This is a genomic window from Arthrobacter sp. KNU-44 (assembly GCF_051843155.1).
Classification (GTDB): Bacteria; Actinomycetota; Actinomycetes; order Actinomycetales; family Micrococcaceae; genus Arthrobacter.
In genome coordinates this window covers 2,075,402-2,100,566 of record NZ_JBPXNG010000002.1, presented here as the reverse complement: position 1 = coordinate 2,100,566, position 25,165 = coordinate 2,075,402, and the positions used below count along the sequence as shown (strand labels likewise).

Here is a 25,165-nt window from a genome sequence, read left to right as displayed (position 1 = left end):
TTCCGCTGTGTGGAACGTCACGTGCCTTCATGGGAAGAGGCGCGGCGAAGTTGAAGTTGCAACCATGGAAAGCATAAGCGCCCGGCCGTCCACGGCTGCGGGCACAGCGAAAGGTACGCGAATGACGATCGCACACGAAGAAGCAGTGATTGACGCCGCAGCAGTAGACGCCATCTTTGCCGAAGCCCGCACCGCCAACTCCTTTGCCGGCGAGGTCTCCGAGGAGCAGGCACAGGCCATCTACGAACTGACCAAGTTCGGACCGACGGCGTTCAACTCCCAGCCGCTGCGCGTCACGTACGTCCGTTCGGACGAGGCCCGCGCCAAGCTCGTCGAGACACTCTCTCCGGGCAACAAGGCCAAGACGGCCTCCGCTCCGTTGGTCGCCGTGCTTTCCTACGACACTGCCTGGCACGAGCAGTGGGACAAGTTCCTCCCGGTCTACTCCGCGCCGAAGGCCATGTACGACGCCAACCCCGAGTTCACCGCAACCACGGGCAACAACAACGCCCACCTGCAGGCCGGCTACTTCATCCTCGCCGTCCGCTCCCTCGGCTTCGCCGCCGGCCCCATGACCGGCGCCGACTTCGCTGCGATCGACGCCGAGTTCTTCCCGGCCGGCGACCAGAAGAGCTTCCTCGTGGTCAACATTGGCCAGCCGGGTCCGGACGCCTTCGGCGAAGCCAAGCCGAAGTTCGCGTACGAGGACGTCGTCCGCACCGTCTAACCCTCGCTCACTTTTGACGTCCTTTTCGCCGACGCTCGCTCACTCTTGTGAGCGAGCCGAAAGTTGTCAAGCTGTGTGGAGTCACTGGGCTAGTTTTTGGGGTGTTTTGGTCTGGGGGAGGTTGATCCCGGCGTATGTGGCGGGGGCCGGTGTGGTGGGTCGGCGGCGGAATCTTCCCGGGTGTCGTTCGTAGTAGTCCTGGTGGACTTTGTCTCGCTTGGTCCAGAGTTCTTTCCACGACCCGTCGTGGACCTGTGATGGTGAGAACAGTGCGATGCCGGAGTGTTTGTGATCGGTGCTGTACCAGTGCACGTAGCAGGTGAGGTACTCCCTGGCGGCCTCGAGATCGTTAAAGATCCGGGGGTAGCCGGGCCGGTATTTCATCGTGCGAAAGCCTGACTCCGAGAAGGGATTGTCGTTGGAGACGTACGGGCGGTTATGGCTGAGTTCCACGCCGTGGGCGGTGAGGGTGTCACGGAGCAGGGTTGATCTCATGGCCGGGCCTGAATCGGCATGCACGATGCGCGGGGCGCCGTGCCGGGCGATGGCTGTCTTGAACATCTGCGCGGCGAGGTGGTCGGACTCGCGTTCCTCCACCCGCCAGCCGACGATTTCCCGGGAGAAGATGTCCATGATGGAGTACACCTTGAAAACCTTGCCCTGCCACTTGGCATAGATGTCGGTGATGTCCCAGGACCAGACCTGGCAGGGTCCGGTGGCCTTGACCACCGGCTTTTCAGAGGAACCACGCGTGCCCCAACGCTTGCGCGGGATGGTTGGGCGGGCCTGCTGGTCCTCGTAGTCTGCCGCGATCCGCCACCACGAGCGGTTGGAGGCGAGCAGCTCGCCGTTGTCCCAGGCTGTGGCGAAGGCATGGTCAACGGAGTTGCCCTTCTCCCAGCTGGCCAGGATGAGCCCCAGGATCCGGTCCTGATGCGCGGAGCTGATCCGGGATTCGTAGGCCCGGTCGCTCTGGTGGATCGGGTGCTGCACCGCCGGACGGGGATTGGACCGGTAATGCCAGGTCCCGCGCGAGAGGCCCGCCAGCTTGAGCGCTGTCCGCTGGGAGCCGATGATCACATGCAGTTCCAGGACCAGAGTGTTCTCGGCCGCTATGAATCGTTGTGAGCGCTCGTCGGGGTTGTATCGGGCTCTGGCACGCTCAACTCGTGCAAGAGCCCGATAGCTTTTCCCAGCGCGGAATTCGTGTCCTCCAGCTCCTGCACCCGCTTCTGGAGTTTTTCGACTTCGGCACGGTGGGCAGCCATTTCCTTCGCGCGTGCTTTTTCAAACGCGGAGAGTTCACGATTCGTCGGGACCATGCCTCCATGCTCCCGCGGAATCAGGCCACGGTCGATATCGCCCTGGACCATCATCTTGCGCCACCGGCGGAACGTCCATTCCGAAACGGACGTCGAGGCCATCCATTCCTTCCTCGACCCGTGCGGCTGCAAATAGTACTCATGCATGAACTCACGGATCTCTTCACGCGTAAAACCCTTGTTATCAACGGCCATCGCCGGCTCCTTCAATCAAAAGGTAATGAATGACTCACAACCAGCTTGACGATGAGGGAGCGTTCGCGTTTAAGGCGGTATATCTGAGCGGGGGTTTTCGTTGACAACGCTCGCTCACTTTTAGGGCCTTTTCCGCCGACGCCCGCTCACTACTGTGATTGGGAGCGGCGTCACGGTGGCAAAATTTCCTTATGCGGAACCTGATTCTGGTGGCGTTTGTCGAAGCCGTGGCTGACGGCCTGGTCTTCCCGCGCAGTGACTGGCCGTTGCACATCACCTTGTTGAGGTTCGACGTCGAGCCCTCCGATGACAACGACGTCGCCGCGCGCCTCACCGAGCTTGTTACGGCTCCCGCGATGGGCGCCTTGGGGGCGGATCTCACGGTAGGGCCCGACGCCGGATTTGGTCACCAAGGCTCCATCCCGGTCAGCCTCGTGGAACACCATCCCATTTTGCAGGGCCTCCACGAGGAATTGTTCGACGCCGTGGCAAGCATCGGAGGCCGCGTGGCAACCCCGCACTACGTCATGGAGCATTACCGCCCGCATATTTCGCATCACGATGGCAAGCGCCCCAAGCCGGGTGACGCCGTCGTGCTCGACCAGATCGCGCTGGTGGACATGGCGCCGGAAGGCAACCACACCATTCGCCGAATCCTCAAGCTGTGGCGCCTCCCGGCGGAGCCAAACTAGCTTGGACTAGGAAATCACGCCGTCCACGAGCGCCTTTGCCTCGTCCTGGACCTGCTTGAGGTGGTCGGCACCCTTGAAGGACTCGGCGTAGATCTTGTAGACGTCCTCGGTTCCCGACGGGCGGGCCGCGAACCAGGCGTTCTCCGTGACAACCTTGAGGCCGCCGATCGAGGCGCCGTTGCCGGGAGCCTCGGTCAGCTTGGCAGTGATGTCCTCGCCCGCGAGCGTCGTGGCTGTGACATCCGCGGCGGAGAGCTTGCCGAGCTTGGCCTTCTGCTCACGCGTGGCGGCGGCGTCGATCCGGGCGTAGACGGGCGCACCGAACTGGTCCGTGAGGCCCTTGTAAAGCTGGGACGGCGATTTGCCTGTAACAGCGGTGATCTCCGATGCCAGGAGAGCCAACAGGATCCCGTCCTTGTCGGTGGTCCAGACGCTTCCGTCGCGCTTGTTGAAGGAAGCGCCCGCCGATTCTTCGCCACCGAAGGCGCCCTCGCCGGAGAGCAGGCCGGGGACGAACCACTTGAAGCCCACGGGGACTTCCACGAGCTTGCGGCCCAGTCCGGCAGCTACGCGGTCAATGATGGAGGAAGACACGAGGGTCTTGCCGACCACCGACTCCGGATTCCACCCTGTGCGGTTGCGGTACAGGTAGTCGATCGCGACGGCGAGGTAGTGGTTGGGGTTCATCAAGCCGCCGTCCGGCGTCACGATGCCGTGGCGGTCGGCGTCGGCGTCGTTCCCGGTAGCGACATCGAAGGCACCCGTGCCGGCCGAAGCACTGTCGGACATGCGCTTGATGAGCGAGGCCATGGCCGACGGCGAGGAGCAGTCCATGCGGATCTTCTCATCCCAGTCGAGGGTCATGAATGCCCACTGCGGGTCCACGGTGGGGTTGACCACGGTCAGATCCAGCTGATGACGCTCGCCGATCTCACCCCAGTAGTCCACTGAGGCGCCGCCCATAGGGTCCGCGCCGATGCGCACGCCGGCGGTGCGGATCGCATCGAGGTCCAGGACGGACGGGAGATCGTCCACGTAGCTGCTCAGGAAATCGAACTTGCCCGTGCCATCCGCCTTGAGGGCGTCGTTCAACGGAATCCGCTTGACGCCGCGCAGCCCGTTTTCCAGAAGCTCGTTGGCGCGGTTGGCGATCCAGCCTGTGGCGTCTGTGTCGGCAGGGCCGCCATGCGGGGGGTTGTACTTGAAACCGCCGTCGGCCGGAGGGTTGTGGCTCGGGGTGACCACGATGCCGTCCGCCTGGGGCTGCCCAGGACCGGCTTCGTTGTTGTACTTGAGGATCGCGTGGCTCAGGGACGGGGTGGGCGTGTAGCCGTGGCGCGCGTCGATCAGCACATTAACGCCGTTGGCGGCGAGCACTTCGAGGGCGGAATTCTGCGCTGGTTCACTGAGCCCGTGGGTGTCTTTGGCCAGGAAAAGAGGGCCGGTAATGCCCTGCCCGGCGCGGTATTCCACAATCGCCTGGGTGATGGCGAGGATATGCCCTTCATTAAAGGAGGCCTTGAGGCTCGACCCCCGATGCCCGGAGGTGCCGAAGGCAACGCGCTGGGCGGGATCACTCAGATCCGGCGTCACGTCGTAGTACGCGTCAAGAAGAGCGGTGATGTCTACAAGGTCCTGGGGAAGGGCAACAGTGCCCGCACGGCTAGCCATTGACCCAGCATGCCAGACCGTCAGGTGAGCTTGAAGTGAAAACCCACTATTGCGGTGCCTGTGACTTCGTATTTCCGCCAGACGGACGAAGATTCACTGCCCGTTTACCGGAGTGCGGCATGGGGTTGGGAAGCCGGGGCTCCGGAGCTTATGTGTGCCTTCGCTCGGCGGTAGGCTGAGCACAAAGACTCGCAAGGGGGATATTCCATGACTGACCAGCCAGCCAAGCCCGAGAACGCTCCCGAGGGCGACGAACCGCCCAAGGGCTACGAACCGCCGTCGTACATTCCGCCCGCATCCCAACCCGGCGAAAACCCGTACGGCGAGCAGCCGTTTGCCTCGCCGGCGGCTTCCGGCCCCTACGGCCAGCCGCAGCCGCAAGCGCCACAGTCGCAGGAACCGTACGGCCAGTCCCAGGGCGGTCAGGCTCAATACGGCCAGCCCGCCTACGGCCAGCAGCCTCCCAGCCCCTATGGACAGCCTGCTTCGCCGTATGGGCAATCTCCCCAAGGGCCTCCTGCATACGGTCAGCCGGCCAGCCCTTACGGACAGCCCGCGTACTATGGCATGCCTGTCGAGCCCAAGGGCTTGAGTATTGCGAGCATGTGCTGCGGCATCGCGGTCTTCGTGGGCTTGGGCTTCTTCGTCCTGCCCCAGATTGCCGCCGTGATCCTCGGCCACATGGCCCTCAAGAAGGAACCGGCCGGCAAAGGCATGGCCATTGCCGGCCTTGTCATGGGCTACCTCGGCATTGTTGGCGTGATCATATTCTGGGTCTTTATCGCGATTTTTGCCGCGACCGCTTCGCGTTACAACTACAACTACTAGCAACAACGACGGCGGCCGGTGCGCCTGGCGGAAAACCCACCAAACGCACCGGCCGCCGTCGCGGTTTAAACCGGCTACGTGACTAGCGCACGCCGCCCATCAATTTCTTGATGGCGGGGGAGCCGGCTGCCAAGGCCACTGCGATGACCACGGCCGTGCCGCCGACGCCGAGGAAGTACGGCAGTTCGTTGTCAGGGTTGTATAGTCCGGCCAGGATGCCGGCCAGCGCGGTGCCGAGGGAAACCGAGAGGAAGAACAGGGCCACCATCTGGGTGTGGAAGGCCTTGGGGGCCAGCTTGGTGCTCACGGACAGGCCGATGGGGGACAGGAACAACTCCGCCAAGGTGAAGAGGAACAGGATTCCCACAAGCACCAGCAGCGGGGTCTTTCCGGCCCCGGTCAGGGGGATGAAGGCCAGGAACGCCAGGCCCATGACGAAGAGTCCGGCAGCGAACTTGATGGGGGATCCAGGCTGCTTCGGACCAAGTTTTGTCCACAGGGCAGCCATGACGCCTGCAAAAACGATGATGAATACAGGGTTGATGGACTGTACCCAGGCTGCCGGCATTTCCCAGCCGAACAGGTTGCGGTCCAGTTTTTCCTCCGAGTACACGGCAATGAACGTGAACTGCTGCTGGAAGAGTGCCCAGAACGCTGCCGATGCGATGTACAGCGGAATGAACGCGACAACACGCTTGCGCTCAAACGGGGTGACCTTCTTGCTTCGGAAGATCAGCGTGAAATAGATCACCGAGGCGACAATGGCGGCGTAGGCCATGCTGCGGGCCAGGTTGCCAGGGTTCACCACACCGGTCATCAGCAGCACGGCGATCACGACGGCGATGCCCAGGAAGATGAGCCCGTAACGGCTCCGCTGTGCGGAGGGAAGGGGGTTGGGGACGCGGTGGGCTTCTTCCGGGAGCTTGTTTCGGCCCAGTGCGTAGATGGCGAGGCCGATTGCCATGCCGATTGCGGCTGCGCCGAAGCCCCAATGGAAGCCGCTGCTTTCCTGCAGCCAGCCGGTAACAAGCGGTCCAATGAGGGCGCCAAGGTTGATGCCCATGTAGAAGATGGAGAAGCCGGCGTCACGCCGTTCGTCCTTCTCCCCATAAAGGGTGCCGACCAGCGCGGTCGCGTTTGCCTTGAGGCCACCGGAGCCGATGCCCACCAGCACCAAGCCTGCCACCAGGCCCGGGATCCCGGGCAGGAGGGCAAGGGCGATGTGGCCGGCCATGATCATGATGGCGGAACCGAAAAGTACCCGTTCGGATCCGAAAAGCCGGTCCGCCAACCATGCGCCCAGGATCGTGGAGAGGTATACGCCTCCGCCGTACGCGCCAACCAGTCCGGCGGCGAGCGATTTGTCGATCGAGAGTCCGCCGTGGTCTGCGGTGAAGTACATGTAGTAAAGCAGGATGCCCTGCATGCCGTAGAAGGAGAATCGTTCCCACATTTCTACGGAGAAGAGGCTGGCCAGCATCTTTGGGTGGCCGAAAAATGACGTATCGCCCGCGTTTTTGGCGGGCGTCCGCGTGTCAAGAGTTGTGCTCATCTGATCCATGGTGACATTGACTTAGCGCATTGTCACATCATTTAGATGCCTAGGGCAACTATTCGCCGCGGTGGAGCGTCGGTTTTTGCTGCCCCTCAAGCTGCCTTGCGAGCCGCAGGAGAAGGAGCTCGGATCCCTGTTTTCCGATGAGCTGGATGCCCATCGGAAAGCCCGTTCCAGGCGTCGGGCCGGTCCAATGAACGGGCACCGTGATCGCCGGCAGTCCGCACACGTTCACCATGGAGGACCATGGCGCAAACTCGCATTGCTTGCGATAGTCGTCGTCTGCGTCGCCCGGCCAGTCGGGGGCCGGCCACTGTTCGCCTCCGGGAATTGTCCCGGTGAACCAGCCCACGGGCCGTGGCGTCTGTGCCAGTGACGGCGTCAGGACGAGGTCCCACTGCGCGTACTGGGTGACGGTGTCGTGGGTGAACTGCCGCAGGAAGCTGAGCGCCTCGTTGACCTTGCCTGCGCTCCGCTGTTGCGCCCGACGCCGGAAGGTCCGGGTCAGGGGCGTCAGCAGGGCTTCACGCTGGGGCAGGATCCGGGCGCTCCCGACGCCGGCGGTCCAGGCGGTCGTGAACGCTTCCGGATAGCGGTTGTCGTAGCGGATCTCGGCCTCGAGTACTGAATGGCCCGCTTCCGTCAGTAATTCGATGCCCTTGTCGAGGGCATCCAGGGCCTCCCGCTCAGGGGCAAGCGGAAAGGCGGTGGACCACGGGCTGTCGAGGCTCACGCCGATGCGCAAGGCCGTGGGCGCTTCCTCGAGGCCCGCGAGGTAGCCCCGGTTCGGCCGGATTCCGTGCGGGACGAGGGCATCCATCATGAGAGCGGCGTCGGCTGCGGAGCGCGCCAGGGGCCCAGCCACCACGAGTCGTGGCGCGTCTCCGACGCTTTCCCCGGACGGCACCAAGCCCCGGCCCGGCTTCAGCCCCAGCAGTCCACATGCCGCAGCGGGAATACGTATGGACCCGCCGCCGTCGCTCCCGGGCGCGAACGGAACCAAGCCCGCGGCAACCGCGGCTGCGCTGCCTCCCGAAGACCCGCCGGAGCTGCGGCTCAATGCGTGGGGATTGCGCGACGGCGGTGCGATGCGGTTTTCGCTGTAGGCCGTGAGTCCGAACTCCGGAACCTGAGTCTTGCCCAGTGAGATGGCACCGACGCCTCTAAGCGTCGCGGCAAGGGCTCCGTCCTCCGGAGCGGGCTTACGGTCCAGGGCTCCACTGCCGTGAGTGGTCACGACTCCCGCAACATCGGTGAGGTCTTTGAAAGCCAACGGCACGCCGTGCAGGAGGGGAAGTTCGGGACCTGCGTTGCGCTGGCGAACGTACGCTGCGTCCGCGGCCCGGGCGTCGAGCAGGGCCTGGTCTGCCGTCACCGTGACGAAGGCCCCAAGCGTATGGTTCAGCTGGCCGATCCTCGCAAGGAAGTGCTCCGTCGCCTGAGTTGCAGAGAGTTGACCGGCGGCCAAGGCTTGGCGCAACTCGACCGCGCCGAGTTCGTGGATGTCAGCCAAGGAAGCGGGACTCCAAGCGCTCCTCCACGGCGACGGAAACGGCGTCGGCCGAATCGCCGGGTGCAGCGGTGACGCGATAAGCAGCCTTGTCCCTGACTTCAGCAACCACGTCCACAAGTTCCGTGCCTCTGTAAACGAGCCCGACGCCGTCGTCGGTGCAGTGCGTTTCCCCCAGTGCGCCCTCTGCCACCAGTTGGTGGACAAGCGGGCGGCGGCCCGGCTCGGAGTCATAGTGGACACCGTTGGCGTAGGGGAGGAACCCCAGTCCGTTGGTCACGGCGCGCAATTCAGGGCCGTAGGAATCCGTGGTGCCGCCCTGGTACCAACAAATCGAGCCAGCGGACACTCCGGCCAGGACTACACCGTGTTCCCAGACACGCCTCAAAATACCGTCCAGTCCGTGCGCACGCCATACGGCCAGAAGATTGACGACGGAACCGCCGTTGACCCACACCACGTCCTGTTCCAAGAGGTACGCCTCGGGATCGCCGTAGTTGGGCATCGTGAAAAGGTTCAGGTGACTGAAATCGAAGCCCGAAACCCTCGCGGCTTGGTCCAATTCCGCGGCGAACCAACGCTGGTCTCCGGAGGCAGTGCCGATATGCGCCACTCGCGGCGCCCGTCCGCTCACTCCGGAGAGTTCGACGGCGTGGTGAACCAGGAGGTCGAACTCCAGCCTGGTGCGATGACCGGACTTATAGCCACCGGAGGTTGCCAGGATGGTGGGCTCGCCAGCAGCCATGGTGCCTCCTTTCCGCCCGTGGTCGGTCTCGATCGCCACAACAGCGAACATTTAGCGCCAACACTAGTGCCGCAGGGGCGGAGTGAGAAAGTGCCGACGGGCCCACGCCGCGAGGGTTCCTGCGGTGATGGTCCCGTAGCCGGCTGGGCCCACGCCGCGAGGGTTCCTGCGGTGATGGTCCCGTAGCCGGCGCGTACTAGGCTTGATTTGGAGATCTGAATCAACTGGAAGGGACCCACGTGAGCGATATCGAGACCGTGCCCGTCGGCGATGTTCCGGCGGACGCGAAAATCCTGGACGTCCGGGAGGATTACGAATGGGTGGCGGGCCACGCCGAGGGTGCGCTGCACATTCCGCTTGACCAGATTCCGGCCCGGCTTGACGAGCTTGATCCTGACGATGACCTGTATGTGATCTGCCGTACGGGCGGACGGTCCTACAGGGCGGTCCAGTGGCTGGTGGGACAGGGCTATACCGCCACGAACATCGCCGGAGGCATGGACATGTGGTTCGAGACCGGCCGCCCGATGGTTTCGGAGAACGGCCTCAAGCCGGTTGTCCTGTAGCCATAACGTATAACACCTAAGGAATATATACATGTCGGGATCCGCGCTCACCTACACCTTCCTCGGTCCTGAAGGCACCTTCACCGAGGCTGCCCTCCTGCAGGTACCCGGCGCGGCCGATGCCAACAGGGTGCCCTGCACCAATGTGAACACGGCTTTGGAGAGGGTTCGCCAGGGCGAAGCGGATGCGGCCATGGTGCCGATCGAGAACTCGGTGGAAGGCGGCGTGACCGCCACCCTGGATGCCATTGCCACCGGAACCGAACTGCGGATCATCCGTGAAGCCCTTGTTCCCATCACGTTCGTGCTGGTTGCCCGCCCCGGCGTGAAGATCTCGGACATCCGCCGGATCTCCACCCATGGCCATGCCTGGGCCCAGTGCCGGCTATGGGTCGATGAAAATATCCCGAATGCGGAATACGTGCCGGGATCCTCCACGGCGGCAGCCGCCGTCGGACTTCTCGAAGGCGAGGCGCACTACGACGCCGCCATCTGCGCCCCCCTTGTCGCGGCGGAACGGCCGGGCCTGAATGTCCTTGCCGAGAACATCGGCGACAACCCCGGCGCAGTTACCCGCTTCGTCCTTGTCAGCCGTCCCGGTGCACTCACAGAACGCACCGGCGCCGACAAGACCACCGTCGTCGTGCCCCTTCCCGAAGACCGCCCCGGCGCCCTGATGGAAATCCTGGACCAGTTTGCCACGCGCGGAGTCAACCTCAGCCGCATCGAGTCCCGGCCCACCGGCCAGTATCTGGGTCACTACTTCTTCAGTATCGATGCCGACGGCCACGCCTCCGACGCACGGGTAGCCGATGCCCTGGCAGGCCTGCACCGGATCAGCCCGGCCACCCGCTTCCTCGGATCCTACGCCCGGGCGGACGAGCAGAAAGCCTTGGTGGCCCCGCATACCTCCGACGCCGCGTTCGCGTCCGCACATGCCTGGGTTCGGGGCATTCTGGGCGGCGAGCCGGGCGCTTGACCGGCCCGAATCCGCTCCGCAAAGCGTTGGATAATTGACTCTTCAACCCCTATCGCGTGGATAAAACTGTGCGTATGCTTGCTTGATCCACAATTGATGGACGCATGCCCCTAACGGAGGGAGCGGGCCATGTCAGGAAATAGCAATGACACCAGCGGCCAGGGAATGATCGTCAACCCCAAGCCCAAGGCGGACAACCAGGACTGGGACGGCGACGACGCCGACCGCGCTGATCGGCTGCGCTTTGAGGAAGAACAGGCCATGATTCGCGAGCAATCGGAAGCGCGCGCAGCCGCCAAGGCATTGGCAGAACACAAGTTGGCCGAACACAAAGCAACGGAAGCGGCGAAGAACGCCAAGTAGCGCGTCGCGCTATTGCAAGGGCACTGCTTATTGCACGCGCACGAGGAGCGAACGCGGCTCCACCTTGACGGTGACCTTTGTGGCCTCGCCCGAGGGATCACCGTCAAGTTGCGTGGCCATAGGTTCGCTGCTGCTGATGACCACTTTGCCCGAGCGGTAGTAATTCATGACCGGCAGGTTCCGGTTGTGCTTGAACAGGATCTTTGTGTATACGGCGATCCAGCCGATGGCGCTGCGCGGGCTCATGACCACAACGTCAAGGACACCGTCGTCGATCATCGCACCGGGGATGAAGTCGATGCCCCCTGGAATCAGGCCGCAATTGGCGAACAAGACGCTTCGGATTTTCCGGGATTGCTCGGGCTCGTCGTCCATGGCAATGGTGACCTTTTTGCGCCGGCCGGGTAGGTGGCGGACGCCCGCCTCAGTGTAGGCGAGCCAGCCGACTGCCTTCTTGAGGCCGTCGTTGGTATCGCCCACAACCTCGGCGTCCAGGCCCATTCCGGCGATCACCAGGAAAGCATGCTCGGAAGAGGCGCCTGTCCGGTCGTTGTGGATCGCCATCCTGGCGGTGTCGATGTAGCGCTGGTGGCCGAAGAGCGCTGTGTGGACGTTGCCGCGGAGATCGTTGACATCCAGATTCACGTTGCGTGCCAGCAGGTTTCCGGTTCCCAGGGGAATCAAGCCCATAGCGACGTCGGTGTGCGCGAGGGTCTCTGCCACCACGCGCACGGTACCGTCGCCGCCGCCGACGAGTACGACGTCGGGCTTATACGCGAGTGCCGCCCTGGTCTGCGAATGGCCGGGGTCCGCCGCGGTGGTGTCGAAGAAACGGGGTTCGTCCCAGCCCGCAAGATGGCAGGCATCCCGGATGATCCTCCGCGCGTCCTCGGCCTTCGCCTTCACCGGGTTGAGGATCACGGCCACCCTTTGCAAGCCGGCTTCAGGCTTGTGAGCGTCTTCGTGCACAGCGCTGCGGGTATGCCTGGCCCTGAGCCGGCGCACGCCCCACCAACTGGAGACGGCGAAGACCACGCCCCCAGCCAGAATCACGTACAGGATCCAGTTGCTCATGGTGCTTCAACCCTATCCCGCTGCAGGTGCGGCCGTGCACGCCCGAAGGGGGTGCCTGCCGCCGTCGGGGGCTGGCCGCGGAGCTGCTCGCTCATTCGATACTCTTGTCTGGTGATCGACGTAAAAGACCTCAGCGAAAACCCGGACAAGTTCCGTGCCAGCCAGCGCGCCCGCGGCGCCGACGAGTCCGTGGTGGACGCGATCATTTCCGCCGACGCAGACCGCCGCGCGGCCCTGATCCGCTACGAAAACCTCCGTGCCGAGCAGAACGCCTTCGGCAAGAAGGTGGCACAGGCCAAGGGCGAGGAAAAGCAAGCGCTGCTGGCCGAGGTCAAGGAACTGGCGAACTCCGTCAAGGCTGCCTCTGCCGAAGCCGATGCCGCCCAGGCCAAGCAGGAAGAGCTGCTCCGCGTCATCCCCAACCTGATTGAGGACGGCGTGCCCGAGGGTGGCGAGGACAACTTCGTGGTGGTCAAGACGGTCGGCACCCCGCGCGAATTTACTGACTTCGAACCGAAGGACCACCTGGAAATCGGTGAACTCATCGGCGCGATCGACATGGAACGCGGCGCCAAGGTCTCCGGTGCGCGCTTCTACTTCCTCCGCGGCGTCGGTGCCCGGCTGGAGATGGCACTGTTGCAGATGGCCATGGACCAAGCCATCGAGGCCGGCTTCGTACCGATGATCACCCCCACGTTGGTGCGTCCGGAGATCATGCAGGGCACCGGTTTCGATGTAAAGCACGACGCCGAGATCTACCGTCTCGCCGAGGACGACCTTTACCTTGTGGGAACCTCTGAAGTGGCCCTCGCGGGCTACCACTCGGACGAGATCCTCGACCTTTCCGCAGGCCCCATCCGCTACGCCGGGCAGAGCTCCTGTTACCGCCGCGAGGCCGGTTCGCACGGCAAGGACACCCGCGGGATCATCCGCGTCCACCAGTTCAACAAGGTGGAGATGTTTATCTACACCACTGTTGAAGAGGCCGCCGCCGAGCACGAGCGACTCCTGGCCTGGGAAGAGGAAATGCTGGCGAAGGTCGAGCTCCCGTACCGCGTGATCGACACCGCGGCGGGCGATCTCGGCATGTCCGCGGCCCGGAAGTTCGACTGCGAAGCCTGGGTCCCCACCCAGAACGCTTACCGAGAGCTCACGTCGACGTCCAACTGCACCACCTTCCAGGCCCGCCGCCTCAACATCCGCGAGCGTGCGGTCAACGAGGAAGGCGTAGCGAAGGGCACCCGCGCGGTCGCCACCCTCAACGGCACGCTGGCCACCACCCGCTGGATCGTCGCCATCCTGGAGCACCACCAGAACCCGGATGGCTCGGTCAACGTCCCTAAGGCACTCCAGAAGTACATCGGCGGCCTCGAGGTCCTCCCCGTTCTGTAGCCGGCCTACCGGTGCACACCTGTCCTCCACAGCCGGGCTTGTCCACATAGAGCCAAAGCGCGGCTGACGCTGTGGAACGATCCATGGATAGTAATTCCATGGACATCCCTCCGCAGCTCATTGTCTCCGCCGAGCGGCTGGCGCTCACCGGCTCCACGGCCGTGATTCACCGGCCGTTCAGGGCGGGACGCCTTGTCCGGCTGAGGCGCGGGTTCTACGTGAAAACCTCCACTTGGGTGGAAGCGACGCCTGCCCAGAGGTTCGAGTGGTCCGCAGCAGCGGTCGGGCTGGCATTCGACCGGGCCGTCTTTTGCGGTGAGTCCGCAGCTGTCGTGCTCGGCGTCCCTACGCTTCGCCCCCCGGAGTTCGTCGATCTAGCCACTTCCTCGGAGCGAATCACGGGACGGCGGCCAGCAACGTTTGCGGTCCACGGAGACAGCGCGCTTGCCGAAAAGGCGCGGAATGCAGGCAACCATCCCATGCGCTACGTCCTTCGACGCGACGCGCAGCCCGTAGTTTCCGGCCAGTTTTCCTGCACAAGTCCGGTGCAGACGGCCATGGATGTCATGTGTTCCTCGTCCTTCAGCCGCGCGCTCGTTGTAGCCGACGGAATCGCACGAATGCTCTGGGAACAGGGTTTGCTGGGGCAGGATGCCTGCTTGATCGAACACCCTGGGATCGCCTTGGCGCTGGACGGGATCGTGGCTGATGCCACCAAGCACCGGGCAGTCCGGATCGCGAGCTTGGCTAACACGAAGGCCGAATCGGCAGGGGAGTCGTTCAGCAGGGCTGTCATCGAGTTGCTGGGCTTTGAGCAACCGCTCCAACAGCACATGATTGTTGACTCCGGCGAGTTCGTTGCCCGGACCGATTTCTGGTGGCCAGAGGAATTGATCGCGGGCCAATTCGATGGCAAGCAAAAGTACCCGGACGAGGACGTGCAGGGGGATTGGAGCGCGGAAGACGTCGTGAATCGGGAGAAACTGCGTGAGGACAGCATCCGTGCACTCGGGTTCACCGTCGTCAGGTGGAATTGGGCGGATTTGGAGCAGCCAGGCCGTCTTCGGCAGAAGCTCGTGCGCGCCGGACTGCGCCCTCGCGCCAAGGCTTCAGGTTAACACTCACACTGTGGACAAACGTGGGAGTATTCACCGCGTGTTAATCCGTTGCTGTGGTCTGCGTCCTAGCTGGTGTCGTGTGGGGTCTGCTTCACTGGAGGCATGACTATTTTGACTGGTACCTCAGTCGCTGGCATCGATGACCAGCGGAATTTGAATCACAAACTCATGATCGCGTTGGACGTCGACGGAACTCTCGTCGATCATGATGGCCACATGTCGCCAAGCGTCCGCGACGCCGCACGGGCAGTCGTCGACCACGGACACGACGTCCTGATCGCCACCGGCCGCTCGTTGAACGCCACCTTGCCCATCATTGAGCAGATCGGACTGGAAAGCGGTTATGCCGTGTGCTGCAACGGCGGCGTCACGTTGCGGCTCGACCCCCAGCTGGACACAGGCTACGAGATCATTCACAAAGCCACTTTCGATCCCGCCCCGGCATTGATGGCACTTCGCGAGCAGCTTCCGTCCGCCAAGTACGCGCTCGAGGACGAGGACGGGAACTTCCTCTCAACCGAGCGGTTCCAGGACGCCAGCTTCGGCGTGGAGGCAATCGGTGTCGATTTCCAGACGATGCTCGATGCCACTGCGGTGCGCGTCGTGGTGTTCAGCAGCGAGAACACGGCCGAAGAATTTTCCACAGCCATTCGCAAGATCGGGCTGTCCGGGGTTACCTATTCAGTAGGCTGGACGGCTTGGCTGGATATCGCCGCCGCCGGGGTCACCAAGGCCAGCGCCTTGGAGCAATTGCGCCAGCGGCTCGGCACGCACCCCCGCCACACGGTGGCAGTAGGGGACGGCCGCAATGACATCGAAATGCTCAGCTGGGCCGGGCGCGGTGTAGCCATGGGCCAGGCGCCTGAGGAAGTCATCGCCGTCGCTGATGAGGTCACCGCTTCGGTGTACGACGACGGTGCTGCCCTCATCCTGCGTCGCTTGCTGTAACAGCCCCGCGCAGCAGGCCGGCCGAGGCCGTGTCGTAGCTCAGGCGGCCTCGGAGACTGCGGTGATCATACGCCGCAAGCTCATGGCCACGGACGCGGTGGCGTTAACGGGCGCCTGGCTGGACGCCGCCTCCGCGACGGTGTCACTTAGTTTTGCCACACTGTCCCGGGCTTCGTCCAGGGCGCTCTTGAAATCATCGGCGTCCCCATGCCTCCATTGCCGGATCATTGCCGCAACGTCCTCCAGCGCCTCAGCCAAATTTGGTGGGACACCCTCCGGAATGACCGTTCCCGCGTTTTCTTCCCAGATCACGCTTGCCAGGACGTCAGTGACGTCCTGGACGTGGAAGGTCAGACGTTCCACCGTGCGCAAACCGGCCAGGTCGCCGGGCAGGCGCCCGGCTCGACGGCGGGATCGCGGGTTCGCTTTGGCACTCAACTTCGCCGCCTGGACGGCCGTCCGTACCGCGGTTGCGGTGCGTGCGAGCTCGCCGCTGCGGCTCGCCCAATCCTCATGGTTCGGCGGCCAGGACTCCGTCATGGCGCTTGCCATGTCCCTGAGCTGTTTTGAAAGTGCCCGCTGGTGTCCGTCGATGGCCGGATCGATGCCTTCAAGATGCAGGGGAGGAAAGACCAGCCAGTTCACCGCGAAACCGACCGCCACCCCCATCGCCATTTGCAGGACGTACGCGAAAGAGAATCCCTGCGCATTTGAATAACCCAGGACCAAGACGAACAGCGCCGCCATGGGAACCCATTCGGAGGCGCTTCCAAGCCTTGGCAGGCCGCCGATCACCACGCCCAGGCCGACGACGACGGCCACCGCCAGTGCGTTCGGGGTGGTGACTGTGGTCACTGCGAAGGCCATGGCAATGCCCAATCCGAGTCCCAGCAGGCTTTGCAGCCCGTGCTTGGCGGAAGCCGCGACGGTGGGGTGCATGCTGACCAAGACGCCCAAGGGCGCATAGTAAGGATAGGAAGCGGCTGTCCCAGGCATCAGCGGCGCAAGGTACCAAGCCAGCCCGGCCGCGACGGCCGTCTTTGCGGCAAACAGGAGGCGGTGGCCTGTGACAGCCTGTCTGAGAGCGGGAAGAAGCCTCCCAAGCTGTTGCTTGGAGATCATGGACTCAAGGTAGGCCGGGAGGAATGGGTGTGTCGAGGACAAGATGGCTGAAGGCGTGCCGACGCAAAATCAGTAGACCTCGAGGATCAACTGCAGCAAGCGTGCTGCGGCCGGCCTGGCGGCGTGCTCCTCCACCCATTGGGCGCGGGCCAGGGCCTTGCTCACGGCCTGGGTGCTGATCCCCAGTTCCTGGGCCACGGCCTTCTGTTGTCCACGCACGCCCGGCGTCAGCAGGTCCAGGACACGCCACTCGGCTGTGCTCCGATGCTGCACAATGTGCCCAAGGAGCCGCAGTACAGCCTCCGATTCGGCAGCGAGGGCAGCGATCGGCCCCTCGACGGCCACAGGGACGCGCTCTTTGCCATTCCGCAAGCGGTCCACGGCGCGGCGTGCGTAGACCAAGCCGTGTCCGGAGGCGTCTTTGATTTGCCTGGGCAGGGGTTCGTTGACCGGTCCGACGCCGATTCCCACGTACCACTGTCCGCTCCTCAAGGCGATGAGCGCCGAATCCACGGCCTCATGCGGGAATTCCACGATGCCCTGGACTTCGTCCTCCACCGAGCGGTCAAAGTCCAAGCACGCCGGGATGTGGCGCAGGTCTTTGAGCAGCTGCGGTACGAGGTCTCCGTTGCCGCGGCTGTCGCGTTGGTTGATGGTCAGCGTGAACATGGTGGATCAAACATTACCGGCAGGTAGCTGACTTTCAAGCGGTTAATCCAGAGCCAATTTCTCGTTACGAAGCCGGGTGCCCGGCGATTTTGAGCCGGACGGTTGCGCGTAGGGACCTACCCGTTAACGACGACGGCGGCGGGTGCGGTTCGCATGGAACCGCACCCGCCGCCGTCGTGCACGTGGGGGGCCCACGCCGCCAGGGTTCCCTGACCGAGCGGAGCGAGGTTAGGGTGGCGGTGGGGACTAGTGGGAGACCGGAACGTAACGCTTGATGGAAGCTTCCAGCTCAGCTTCGGCCGCGGCGCGGTCGGCCCACCCTTCAGCCTTGACCCACTTGCCGGGCTCAAGGTCCTTGTAACGGGTGAAGAAGTGCTCGATTTCCTTGATCAGGAATTCGCTGACATCGGTGATTTCCTGGATGTGGTCGAAACGCGGGTCGGCCGGAACGCAGAGAACCTTGGCGTCTCCGCCGCCGTCGTCGGTCATGTTGAAAACGCCGATGGGCCGGGATTCAACGATGACGCCCGGGTAGAGGTCGAAGTCCTGCAGGAGGACCAGTGCGTCCAGGGGGTCGCCGTCCTCGCCAAGGGTGTTCTCGAAGAACCCGTAGTGCGTGGGGTACTGCATGGAGGTGAACAGGACGCGGTCCAGGCGAACGCGGCCGGTCTCGTGGTCAACTTCGTACTTGACGCGCGACCCCTTGGGGATCTCGATCGTGACGTCGTGCTTCATGGAATGCTCCTTGACGGTATTGGCATGGGCGCGGCAACAGAGCAGCCGACGCCGCCGACTACTATTGAGGATATAGCGAGAGGCCCAAGTTTCTTGAAACGGTGGGGACATTCAAGACTTTGAGGACTAAAGCTGCATGAAGGGCGTTGACGAGGCGGGGGCTGAAAAGCAGGCTCCGGAACAGCAGGAGACTCCCGTTCTCAGACCCAGGAAGCCCAAGCCCGCGAGGCCTGCGTCGAAGGGCGTCGTCCGCTTTCTGCCGCTGGTCTTGTTGACCTTGGTCATTGCGGCATTGGCGCTGCCGATGGGCCTCGGGGTCGCACCCGGATTCTTCGGTCCCGGCTCTTTCGGGGCCGCCGCTACGCCCGCACCCAAGGTGCCGGCCTGGCAACAGGTCCCCAAGCAGTTGAGCCGCATCCAGGTCGTTGCCCCCTTGGACGCTTCCGCACCTGTCCCGCTGCCGGCCGATGTCACAAGCCAGCTCAATGCCCTCCTGACGCCCGACGGTGGGGGAGACTTCACCGGCGTCGTAGAGGATGCGTTGACCGGACTTCCGCTTTACGATCGTGACGGCGCCAAGAACCGCGTGCCGGCGTCCAACATGAAACTGCTCACGGCAGTCGCGGCGCTGCGGGCGATCGGGCCGGAGACACGGTTCAGCACGCGGGTCCTGGCTGGACCTTCGGCGTCGACCATCATCCTGAACGCCGGAGGTGATGTCCTGCTCGGCGACGGACCGTCCCAGCCGAGCGAGGTGCTTGGCCATGCCGGCCTGGATACCCTCGCGGCGGATGCGGCCAAAGCGCTCCAGGACCGCGGCGTGAAAGGCCCGGTCACCGTGCAATTGGACGATGGACTATTCACCGGTCCGGCTTTGAATCCGGCGTGGAGCCTCGACGACGTCGCTGCGGGCGAAACCGCGCCAATCTTTCCGCTCGCCTTGAACTCCGCCCGGACAAGCCCGGGTGCGACCACCGGTCCGCGTCCACAAGACGCCGCGCTCGCTGCCGCCGCGGCTTTCGCCGGGAAGCTCCAAGCCGCGGGCGCCGCTTCCGGATTCACGGTGGTCCCCGGTGTGGAACGCGCCACCGTTCCAGCCGGAAAGCAGGACGTCCTCGCGAGCGTGGTGTCTGCCACGGTCCGTGAGCAAGTGGACTTGATGCTGGAAACCTCGGACAACTACCTTGCCGAGGTATTCGGCCGGATGGCCGCGCTGTCCGCGGGAAAGCCGGGATCGAACGACGGCGCGACGGCGGCCGTGAGCGCCCAGGTGGCGGAACTGGGGATCGCCACGGATTCCATGCACTTGGCGGACGTGTCCGGCCTAGCTTTGGGCAACCAGGTGTCGGCACGGCAGTTCGCGGATGTGGTGCGGGCGATCACCTCGGGACCGGACACCCGTCTCCGTGCCGCCCTCGCCGGGTTCCCGGTGGCAGGGCTGACCGGGACGCTCGGCGACCGCTACGCTGACGCCAACACCTCCCAAGGGGCGGGACTGGTGCGCGCCAAGACCGGCACCTTGAATTCGGTGATCGCCTTGAGCGGCTACGTGGTGGACGCGAACGGCCGTCTTCTGGTCTTTTCCTTTATCGGCAATGGGCTGACGCCGGGCGCGGCGGGGAACAAGGTAGCGCTTGACCGGTCCGCCACGGCACTCGCGTCATGTGGTTGCCGGGCCGGCTGACGTTCGCCGCTGCCCGACGTTCGCCGCTGAGCGAACTTAAGGGTGCAGATTCAGACTGTTGTGTTCTGATGGTTCGTATGGAGTCTCAGCAGCAAGCCCAGTCCCTCATCAACTGGGAGCTGGCCGCCTCCACGGCCGCCCGGCTCGCTCCCCCCGGCCCGGTACTTAGTCCGGCCCAGATCGGCAAAGCCGTGGACAGCCTGCGTTTCAGCGCGGACATCTCGGTACCGCATGTGCATGACATCACCGGTTTGGAAGCCGCACGCGATCTCCGCGACTCCCATGTGCTGGTAGTTGACCGGGCGTCGTGGGCAAAGGCCAACACCCAAAGTTTTGCCGTGATGCTTCAGCCGGCCCTTAAGCAAATGCTGGATTCCCGGCGGGGCCCGGCGATGACACCGGCCGCGGCGGCCGCGAGCGGCGCCATCACCGGCAGCCAGCTCGGGGCTGTGCTTGCCTTCTTGTCGAGCAAAGTCCTGGGCCAGTACGATCCCTTCGCCGCGCTCGCCCCGGACTCGAAAACGCCGCCTGCCGGCCGGCTCCTGCTGGTGGCTCCGAACATCATCTCCGTGGAGCGTGAGCTCAACGTCGATCCTGACGATTTCCGGCTCTGGGTCTGCCTTCACGAGCAGACCCACCGGGTGCAGTTCGCCGCCGCACCCTGGCTCCGGACCCACATGCTCGAGGAAATCGAACGCCTCAGCGCCAATCTCATCGGCAATGTGGACTCCATCATGGACCGTGCCACGGCCGCCGCCCGGTCCCTGCGCGACCGCTCCACCGGTGCCGTGCCCGGCCGCGGAGCCATCCTGGACCTGCTCCAAAACCCCGAGGAAAAGGCCTCGCTTTCGCACCTCACAGCTGTCATGAGCTTGCTGGAAGGCCACGCCAACGTGGTGATGGACGCCGTCGATTCCTCCCTGATCCCTTCGGTGAAGACCATCCGGCAGCGCTTCAACGCGCGGGGCAAGGACCGCGGAATGATCGAGAAATTCATCCGCAACATCCTCGGCCTGGACGCCAAGATGCGCCAGTACAGCGACGGCGCCAAGTTCGTCCGCGAAGTGGTTGCCGTGGCCGGCATGGAGGGCCTGAACCGGGTCTGGGAATCGGCCGAAAAACTGCCCACCGAAGCCGAAATCCACGACTCCAAGCTGTGGCTTGAGCGGATGGGGCTGTGACCGGAGGCACTACATCGGGCCGGAGTGCAAGCATTAGCAACTCACCAAGCAGCGGACGACGGCGTCCCGGGCGTTTGGCGCCGGTCGTCGGCAAAGCACGGAATATGTTGCAGGACGCACTGGCCTCCGCGGGCTATCCCGAACGAATCCTGGTGGCATGCAGCGGCGGGCCGGACTCCTTGGCGCTTGCCTCAGTGGCGGCCTATTTTGCCCGTCGAGGGCATGTACACGGCCGCCCCGTGAGCGTAGCCGCCGTCGTGGTCGACCACCAGTTGCAGGAAGGCTCGGCTGAGGTTGCGGCACGAACCGTGTCGGTCCTGAAGGGCCTGGGACTCTCGCCCGTCCAGCTGCGGACCGTGGAGGTGGCAGCTACCGGGTTCGGGCCGGAGGCGGCAGCCCGGGACGCCCGGCACGCGGCGCTCGAAGCAGCCGCCACCGAACTCGATTGTGGAGCAATCCTGCTGGGGCACACCCTGGACGACCAGGCCGAGCAGGTCCTGCTGGGCCTGGCCCGGGGCTCGGGAACCCGTTCCCTCGCCGGGATGCGGCCAGCACGCGGCAAACTCCTTCGTCCTTTCCTCGGGCTTCACCGCGCAGAAACGCTCGAAATCTGCGAGGTCGAGGAACTCGAAACCTGGCACGATCCCAGTAACGCTGACCCTGCCTTCGCCCGCTCGCGGACCAGGGTTGAGGTGATGCCTTTGCTTGAGGACAAGCTGGGGCCCGGTGTGGCCGAATCACTCGCCCGCACCGCCGCGATCCTCCAGCAGGATGCCGACTTCCTGGAGCAGCTTGCCGCAGAGAGCTATGCGCGCCTCGTCAACCGGACCGACGACGGGGTCTGGCTTCCCGAAGACGCCTTGAGGGATTTGTCCCCCGCGCTGAGGTTCCGGGTGATTGCCAAAGCGGCTGCCGACGTCGGGGGCCAACAGCCCGGCTACGGGCGGCTTCAGGCGGCCGAAGCCTTGCTCCGCCGGCAGGGATCTGCGGGTCCCGTGCAGCTTCCCGGAAGCGTCAGCGCCTACCGCGTATCCCTGAGCGAATTGGAGCGGGAGGCCTCAGCCGGGGGAACTGCCGTTCCCCGCGAAGGGGGCGGCTGTGGGAAGCTAGTATTCCGGCATCAAAGATCGCCCCAACAGTAGCCGCACCCACGCATCAACACAGGAGCCATTGGTGGATTCAAACGACGTCCAGGCAGACCTCAAACACGTTCTCTACACCAAGGAGCAGATCCAGCAACGGATCGCCGAACTTGCTGCACAGATTGACAAGGACTACGAGGGCCGTGAGCTGCTGATCGTTGGCGTGCTCAAGGGCGCTGTCATGGTCATGGCGGACCTCGCGCGTGCGCTGCACAGCCACGTCAGCATGGACTGGATGGCGGTGTCTTCGTACGGCTCCGGTACCCAGTCCTCCGGCGTCGTGCGCATCCTCAAGGACCTTGATACCGACCTCATGGGCAAGGATGTCCTGATTGTCGAAGACATTATCGATTCCGGCCTGACCCTCTCCTGGCTCAAGACCAACCTCGAATCACGAGGCACTGCTTCCGTGGAAATCTGCACGGCTTTCCGCAAGCCAACGGCTGCGAAGGTCGAGATCGACGTGAAGTATGTCGGCTATGACATTCCCAACGAATTCGTCGTCGGCTACGGCCTGGATTACGCCGAGAAATACCGCAACTTGGACTTTGTGGGAACCCTCGCCCCGCACGTTTACGAATAACTCCTCTCGCAGCGAACCACCGCGGCATGGTTCGCGGAGTGAAAGCGGCCTCCTGTTCGGGAGGCCGCTTCTCGTTGTGCAGTGGTCCGGGGATCCTGAAAGAACCATGGATTTCCCCCGGGAGTTTCCGGAATTCCGCGATCATGTACGCCTAGAGGGAACTTTTGCCTCTCACTGTGCGTGAATCACTCCGAACGGTGTAAAGCTAGAAACTGACGCAGCACCACACGCGCGCAGAAGCTGCGCCGTGCAGCACTACCAGGAGGGACGGGGCGGAGCCCCCGAACAGATGAAAGCTAAGAGTTTCTTCAAGGGCCCGGGCATCTGGATTGTTGTCGTAGTCGGCTTGCTCCTGGTGGCATTTGCAACCCTTGCCCCCGGCGGATCCACTCGTATCGACACCGACAAGGGCCTCGCGATCCTCGCGCAGAGCGGCAAGGTGGACCAGGCCAAAATCTACGATGCCGAGAACCGCGTTGACCTGACACTGAAAGACAACCTTGTCATCGATGGCCAGGACAAGGGTAAGAACGTCCAGTTCTTCTACGTCACCGCGCGAGCCGGGGACGTCGTAAAGGCCGTCACCAACGCCCAACCGTCCGGTGGCTTCACGGACCAGCCCGTCGAGAACAACTGGTTCTCCGGACTGTTCTCGCTCCTCATCCCCGTCCTCCTGCTGGGTGTGCTCTTCTGGTTCCTCCTCTCGCGCATGCAAGGCGGCGGTTCCAAGGTGATGCAGTTCGGGAAGTCGAAGGCCAAGCTGGTCAACAAGGACATGCCGCAGGTCACCTTCTCGGATGTCGCTGGTGCCGATGAAGCCGTCGAAGAGCTCCAGGAAATCAAGGAATTCCTCGCGGAACCGGCAAAGTTCCAGGCCGTCGGCGCGAAGATCCCCAAGGGCGTGCTGTTGTACGGCCCTCCGGGCACAGGCAAGACACTCCTGGCCCGCGCCGTCGCAGGCGAAGCCGGCGTCCCGTTCTTCTCCATCTCGGGCTCGGACTTCGTCGAAATGTTCGTAGGTGTCGGTGCATCGCGAGTGCGCGACCTCTTCGAGCAAGCCAAGTCCAATGCGCCCGCCATCATTTTCGTTGACGAGATCGACGCGGTCGGACGTCACCGTGGCGCCGGTATCGGCGGCGGCAACGACGAGCGCGAGCAGACCCTTAACCAGCTCCTCGTCGAGATGGACGGCTTCGACGTCAAGACCAACGTCATCCTGATCGCTGCAACCAACCGTCCGGACGTCCTGGACCCTGCCCTGCTTCGTCCCGGCCGCTTCGACCGCCAGATCACTGTTGAAGCACCGGACCTGATAGGTCGCGAACAGATCCTGAATGTCCACGCCAAGGGCAAGCCCATGGCCCACGGCGTCGACCTCAAGGGCGTCGCGAAGAAGACCCCGGGCTACACGGGTGCCGACCTCGCCAATGTGCTCAACGAGGCCGCCCTCCTGACGGCAAGGTCCAATGCAAACCTGATTGACGACCGCGCCCTGGACGAGGCAATCGACCGTGTTATGGCCGGCCCGCAGAAGCGCAGCCGCGTCATGAAGGAAATGGAGCGCAAGATCACCGCCTACCACGAAGGCGGCCACGCCCTGGTGGCGGCAGCATTGCGCAATTCGGCCCCTGTCACGAAGATCACCATCCTGCCCCGAGGCCGCGCACTCGGCTACACGATGGTTGTCCCCGAGGACGACAAGTACTCGATCACGCGCAACGAACTCCTCGACCAGATGGCCTATGCCATGGGTGGCCGTGTCGCAGAGGAAATCGTCTTCCACGACCCCTCCACGGGCGCCTCGAACGATATCGAAAAGGCCACCGGGACGGCGCGCAAGATGGTCACCCAGTTCGGCATGAGCGAGCGCATCGGCGCCGTGAAGCTTGGCGCAGGCGGCGGCGAGCCGTTCCTGGGCCGGGACATGGCACAGGAACGCAACTACTCCGACTCGGTGGCGTACATCGTTGACGAGGAAGTGCGGCGCCTGATCGATCAGGCCCATGACGAGGCCTATGCGATCCTGACCGAGAACCGGGACGTTCTGGACCAGTTGGCGCTCGAACTGCTTGAGCGCGAAACGCTGAACCAGGCGGAGATCGCCTACATCTTCCGCGACATCCGCAAGCGTGACTTCCGCGAGGTGTGGCTCTCCAAGGAGTCCCGTCCGGTCCAGACCATCCCGCCGGTGGAATCCCGCGCAGAGAAGGCTGAACGTGAGGCACAGGAAGAGGCCAAGGCTGCTCGTCTCGAAGAGCCTTTGGACGCTCAGTCCCCGCATCCGCAGGGAGTCGGCAGCCAGGAGTCATTTACCGGCCAAGGACCGGACGCGGGCACCGACGTTTCGCATCAAGGCTAAGCTTT

The 25,165-nt window shown here is 63.9% G+C and carries 24 protein-coding genes; 14 read left to right on the top strand and 10 right to left on the bottom strand.

Going from position 1 to position 25,165, the window contains the following annotated elements:
* The first annotated feature begins 121 nt into the window (after positions 1-121).
* Positions 122-727 (top strand): malonic semialdehyde reductase, encoded by a 606-nt coding sequence (locus ACSVHC_RS10730; RefSeq protein WP_078107055.1) that lies wholly within the window; start codon positions 122-124, stop codon positions 725-727.
* Between the two features lie 81 nt (positions 728-808).
* On the opposite strand, the gene ACSVHC_RS10725 is transcribed toward ACSVHC_RS10730, so the two are convergent.
* Together ACSVHC_RS10725 and ACSVHC_RS10720 are read right to left on the bottom strand one after the other, a co-directional pair.
* The gene (locus tag ACSVHC_RS10725) at positions 809-1,807 is read right to left on the bottom strand and encodes a transposase (protein ID WP_437771022.1); all 999 of its coding nucleotides are present in this window, start codon (positions 1,805-1,807) and stop codon (positions 809-811) included.
* A gap of 32 nt (positions 1,808-1,839) precedes the next feature.
* Complete coding sequence (locus tag ACSVHC_RS10720; RefSeq protein WP_437771023.1) at positions 1,840-2,244, bottom strand: hypothetical protein; 405 nt, start codon at positions 2,242-2,244, stop codon at positions 1,840-1,842.
* A 191-nt stretch (positions 2,245-2,435) separates the two neighbouring features.
* On the opposite strand from ACSVHC_RS10720, the gene ACSVHC_RS10715 reads away from it, so the two are divergent.
* Positions 2,436-2,936: a 2'-5' RNA ligase family protein gene (locus ACSVHC_RS10715; protein ID WP_439180929.1), complete on the top strand. Its 501-nt coding sequence runs from the start codon at positions 2,436-2,438 to the stop codon at positions 2,934-2,936.
* 6 nt (positions 2,937-2,942) lie between these two features.
* Here ACSVHC_RS10715 and pgm read toward each other — a convergent pair whose 3' ends face one another.
* Positions 2,943-4,607, bottom strand: a complete 1,665-nt coding sequence (gene pgm, locus ACSVHC_RS10710; protein WP_437772012.1) for a phosphoglucomutase (alpha-D-glucose-1,6-bisphosphate-dependent) — start codon at positions 4,605-4,607, stop codon at positions 2,943-2,945.
* A gap of 207 nt (positions 4,608-4,814) precedes the next feature.
* Here pgm and ACSVHC_RS10705 point away from each other — a divergent pair, with 207 nt between their 5' ends.
* Positions 4,815-5,435, top strand: coding sequence for a DUF4190 domain-containing protein (locus ACSVHC_RS10705; protein WP_437772013.1), 621 nt, complete (start codon positions 4,815-4,817; stop codon positions 5,433-5,435).
* Between the two features lie 82 nt (positions 5,436-5,517).
* Here ACSVHC_RS10705 and ACSVHC_RS10700 read toward each other — a convergent pair whose 3' ends face one another.
* The 3 genes from ACSVHC_RS10700 to ACSVHC_RS10690 are packed head-to-tail and all read right to left on the bottom strand — an operon-like array spanning position 5,518 to position 9,245.
* The gene (locus ACSVHC_RS10700; protein ID WP_437772014.1) at positions 5,518-6,996 is read right to left on the bottom strand and encodes a peptide MFS transporter; all 1,479 of its coding nucleotides are present in this window, start codon (positions 6,994-6,996) and stop codon (positions 5,518-5,520) included.
* Between the two features lie 49 nt (positions 6,997-7,045).
* Positions 7,046-8,503: an amidase gene (locus tag ACSVHC_RS10695; RefSeq protein ID WP_437772015.1), complete on the bottom strand. Its 1,458-nt coding sequence runs from the start codon at positions 8,501-8,503 to the stop codon at positions 7,046-7,048.
* The gene (locus ACSVHC_RS10690) at positions 8,496-9,245 is read right to left on the bottom strand and encodes a Type 1 glutamine amidotransferase-like domain-containing protein (protein ID WP_437772016.1); all 750 of its coding nucleotides are present in this window, start codon (positions 9,243-9,245) and stop codon (positions 8,496-8,498) included. The genes ACSVHC_RS10695 and ACSVHC_RS10690 overlap by 8 nt, the downstream gene beginning before the upstream one ends.
* 239 nt (positions 9,246-9,484) lie before the next feature.
* Here ACSVHC_RS10690 and ACSVHC_RS10685 point away from each other — a divergent pair, with 239 nt between their 5' ends.
* From ACSVHC_RS10685 to ACSVHC_RS10675, 3 genes are all read left to right on the top strand, one after another.
* A complete protein-coding gene (locus ACSVHC_RS10685; RefSeq protein ID WP_437772017.1) occupies positions 9,485-9,811 on the top strand; it encodes a rhodanese-like domain-containing protein in 327 nt (108 codons plus the stop codon).
* Positions 9,812-9,842: 31 nt separating this feature from the next.
* A complete protein-coding gene (gene pheA / locus ACSVHC_RS10680; RefSeq protein WP_437772018.1) occupies positions 9,843-10,790 on the top strand; it encodes a prephenate dehydratase in 948 nt (315 codons plus the stop codon).
* 129 nt (positions 10,791-10,919) lie between these two features.
* The gene (locus tag ACSVHC_RS10675; RefSeq protein ID WP_345448327.1) at positions 10,920-11,153 is read left to right on the top strand and encodes a hypothetical protein; all 234 of its coding nucleotides are present in this window, start codon (positions 10,920-10,922) and stop codon (positions 11,151-11,153) included.
* A 27-nt stretch (positions 11,154-11,180) separates the two neighbouring features.
* Here the strand turns inward: ACSVHC_RS10675 and ACSVHC_RS10670 are convergent, their stop codons facing one another.
* Positions 11,181-12,227, bottom strand: coding sequence for a diacylglycerol/lipid kinase family protein (locus tag ACSVHC_RS10670; protein WP_437772019.1), 1,047 nt, complete (start codon positions 12,225-12,227; stop codon positions 11,181-11,183).
* A gap of 111 nt (positions 12,228-12,338) precedes the next feature.
* Here ACSVHC_RS10670 and serS point away from each other — a divergent pair, with 111 nt between their 5' ends.
* The 3 genes from serS (at position 12,339) to ACSVHC_RS10655 (ending at position 15,685) form a co-directional block, all read left to right on the top strand.
* A complete protein-coding gene (serS, locus tag ACSVHC_RS10665; protein ID WP_439180928.1) occupies positions 12,339-13,619 on the top strand; it encodes a serine--tRNA ligase in 1,281 nt (426 codons plus the stop codon).
* A gap of 83 nt (positions 13,620-13,702) precedes the next feature.
* A complete protein-coding gene (locus ACSVHC_RS10660) occupies positions 13,703-14,737 on the top strand; it encodes a hypothetical protein (RefSeq protein ID WP_439180927.1) in 1,035 nt (344 codons plus the stop codon).
* A gap of 102 nt (positions 14,738-14,839) precedes the next feature.
* Positions 14,840-15,685 carry an HAD family hydrolase gene (locus tag ACSVHC_RS10655; RefSeq protein ID WP_437772022.1) on the top strand — a complete coding sequence of 282 codons (846 nt, stop codon included), beginning with the start codon at positions 14,840-14,842 and terminating at the stop codon, positions 15,683-15,685.
* 39 nt (positions 15,686-15,724) lie between these two features.
* Here the strand turns inward: ACSVHC_RS10655 and ACSVHC_RS10650 are convergent, their stop codons facing one another.
* The 3 genes from ACSVHC_RS10650 to ACSVHC_RS10640 form a co-directional block, all read right to left on the bottom strand.
* Positions 15,725-16,807 carry an FUSC family protein gene (locus ACSVHC_RS10650; RefSeq protein ID WP_437772023.1) on the bottom strand — a complete coding sequence of 361 codons (1,083 nt, stop codon included), beginning with the start codon at positions 16,805-16,807 and terminating at the stop codon, positions 15,725-15,727.
* Positions 16,808-16,876: 69 nt separating this feature from the next.
* On the bottom strand, positions 16,877-17,476 hold the full coding sequence (locus tag ACSVHC_RS10645) for a hypothetical protein (RefSeq protein ID WP_437772024.1): 600 nt from the start codon (positions 17,474-17,476) through the stop codon (positions 16,877-16,879).
* A gap of 246 nt (positions 17,477-17,722) precedes the next feature.
* Positions 17,723-18,211 (bottom strand): inorganic diphosphatase, encoded by a 489-nt coding sequence (locus ACSVHC_RS10640; protein WP_344789058.1) that lies wholly within the window; start codon positions 18,209-18,211, stop codon positions 17,723-17,725.
* Positions 18,212-18,347: 136 nt separating this feature from the next.
* Between ACSVHC_RS10640 and dacB the strand changes: the two genes are divergently transcribed.
* From dacB to ftsH, 5 genes are all read left to right on the top strand, one after another.
* On the top strand, positions 18,348-19,895 hold the full coding sequence (gene dacB, locus ACSVHC_RS10635) for a D-alanyl-D-alanine carboxypeptidase/D-alanyl-D-alanine endopeptidase (protein WP_437772025.1): 1,548 nt from the start codon (positions 18,348-18,350) through the stop codon (positions 19,893-19,895).
* A gap of 77 nt (positions 19,896-19,972) precedes the next feature.
* Positions 19,973-21,076, top strand: coding sequence for a zinc-dependent metalloprotease (locus ACSVHC_RS10630; RefSeq protein WP_439180926.1), 1,104 nt, complete (start codon positions 19,973-19,975; stop codon positions 21,074-21,076).
* A 104-nt stretch (positions 21,077-21,180) separates the two neighbouring features.
* Positions 21,181-22,218, top strand: a complete 1,038-nt coding sequence (gene tilS / locus ACSVHC_RS10625) for a tRNA lysidine(34) synthetase TilS (protein ID WP_437772027.1) — start codon at positions 21,181-21,183, stop codon at positions 22,216-22,218.
* A 31-nt stretch (positions 22,219-22,249) separates the two neighbouring features.
* Entirely contained in the window at positions 22,250-22,801 is a 552-nt protein-coding gene (hpt, locus tag ACSVHC_RS10620) for a hypoxanthine phosphoribosyltransferase (RefSeq protein WP_059388924.1), read from the top strand.
* Between the two features lie 289 nt (positions 22,802-23,090).
* The gene (gene ftsH, locus ACSVHC_RS10615) at positions 23,091-25,160 is read left to right on the top strand and encodes an ATP-dependent zinc metalloprotease FtsH (RefSeq protein ID WP_345448338.1); all 2,070 of its coding nucleotides are present in this window, start codon (positions 23,091-23,093) and stop codon (positions 25,158-25,160) included.
* Positions 25,161-25,165: the final 5 nt, after the last annotated feature.

What these genes read in the sequence shown, in the direction of transcription:
- ACSVHC_RS10730 (WP_078107055.1), top strand. Translation starts at nt 122, where the DNA reads ATGACGATCGCACACGAAGAAGCAGTGATTGACGCCGCAGCAGTAGAC.
- ACSVHC_RS10720 (WP_437771023.1), bottom strand. Translation starts at nt 2,244, where the DNA reads ATGGCCGTTGATAACAAGGGTTTTACGCGTGAAGAGATCCGTGAGTTC.
- ACSVHC_RS10715 (WP_439180929.1), top strand. Translation starts at nt 2,436, where the DNA reads ATGCGGAACCTGATTCTGGTGGCGTTTGTCGAAGCCGTGGCTGACGGC.
- pgm (WP_437772012.1), bottom strand. Translation starts at nt 4,607, where the DNA reads ATGGCTAGCCGTGCGGGCACTGTTGCCCTTCCCCAGGACCTTGTAGAC.
- ACSVHC_RS10705 (WP_437772013.1), top strand. Translation starts at nt 4,815, where the DNA reads ATGACTGACCAGCCAGCCAAGCCCGAGAACGCTCCCGAGGGCGACGAA.
- ACSVHC_RS10700 (WP_437772014.1), bottom strand. Translation starts at nt 6,996, where the DNA reads ATGGATCAGATGAGCACAACTCTTGACACGCGGACGCCCGCCAAAAAC.
- ACSVHC_RS10690 (WP_437772016.1), bottom strand. Translation starts at nt 9,245, where the DNA reads ATGGCTGCTGGCGAGCCCACCATCCTGGCAACCTCCGGTGGCTATAAG.
- pheA (WP_437772018.1), top strand. Translation starts at nt 9,843, where the DNA reads ATGTCGGGATCCGCGCTCACCTACACCTTCCTCGGTCCTGAAGGCACC.
- ACSVHC_RS10675 (WP_345448327.1), top strand. Translation starts at nt 10,920, where the DNA reads ATGTCAGGAAATAGCAATGACACCAGCGGCCAGGGAATGATCGTCAAC.
- ACSVHC_RS10670 (WP_437772019.1), bottom strand. Translation starts at nt 12,227, where the DNA reads ATGAGCAACTGGATCCTGTACGTGATTCTGGCTGGGGGCGTGGTCTTC.
- ACSVHC_RS10660 (WP_439180927.1), top strand. Translation starts at nt 13,703, where the DNA reads ATGGATAGTAATTCCATGGACATCCCTCCGCAGCTCATTGTCTCCGCC.
- ACSVHC_RS10655 (WP_437772022.1), top strand. Translation starts at nt 14,840, where the DNA reads ATGACTATTTTGACTGGTACCTCAGTCGCTGGCATCGATGACCAGCGG.
- ACSVHC_RS10650 (WP_437772023.1), bottom strand. Translation starts at nt 16,807, where the DNA reads ATGATCTCCAAGCAACAGCTTGGGAGGCTTCTTCCCGCTCTCAGACAG.
- ACSVHC_RS10645 (WP_437772024.1), bottom strand. Translation starts at nt 17,476, where the DNA reads ATGTTCACGCTGACCATCAACCAACGCGACAGCCGCGGCAACGGAGAC.
- ACSVHC_RS10640 (WP_344789058.1), bottom strand. Translation starts at nt 18,211, where the DNA reads ATGAAGCACGACGTCACGATCGAGATCCCCAAGGGGTCGCGCGTCAAG.
- dacB (WP_437772025.1), top strand. Translation starts at nt 18,348, where the DNA reads ATGAAGGGCGTTGACGAGGCGGGGGCTGAAAAGCAGGCTCCGGAACAG.
- ACSVHC_RS10630 (WP_439180926.1), top strand. Translation starts at nt 19,973, where the DNA reads ATGGAGTCTCAGCAGCAAGCCCAGTCCCTCATCAACTGGGAGCTGGCC.
- tilS (WP_437772027.1), top strand. Translation starts at nt 21,181, where the DNA reads ATGTTGCAGGACGCACTGGCCTCCGCGGGCTATCCCGAACGAATCCTG.
- ftsH (WP_345448338.1), top strand. Translation starts at nt 23,091, where the DNA reads ATGAAAGCTAAGAGTTTCTTCAAGGGCCCGGGCATCTGGATTGTTGTC.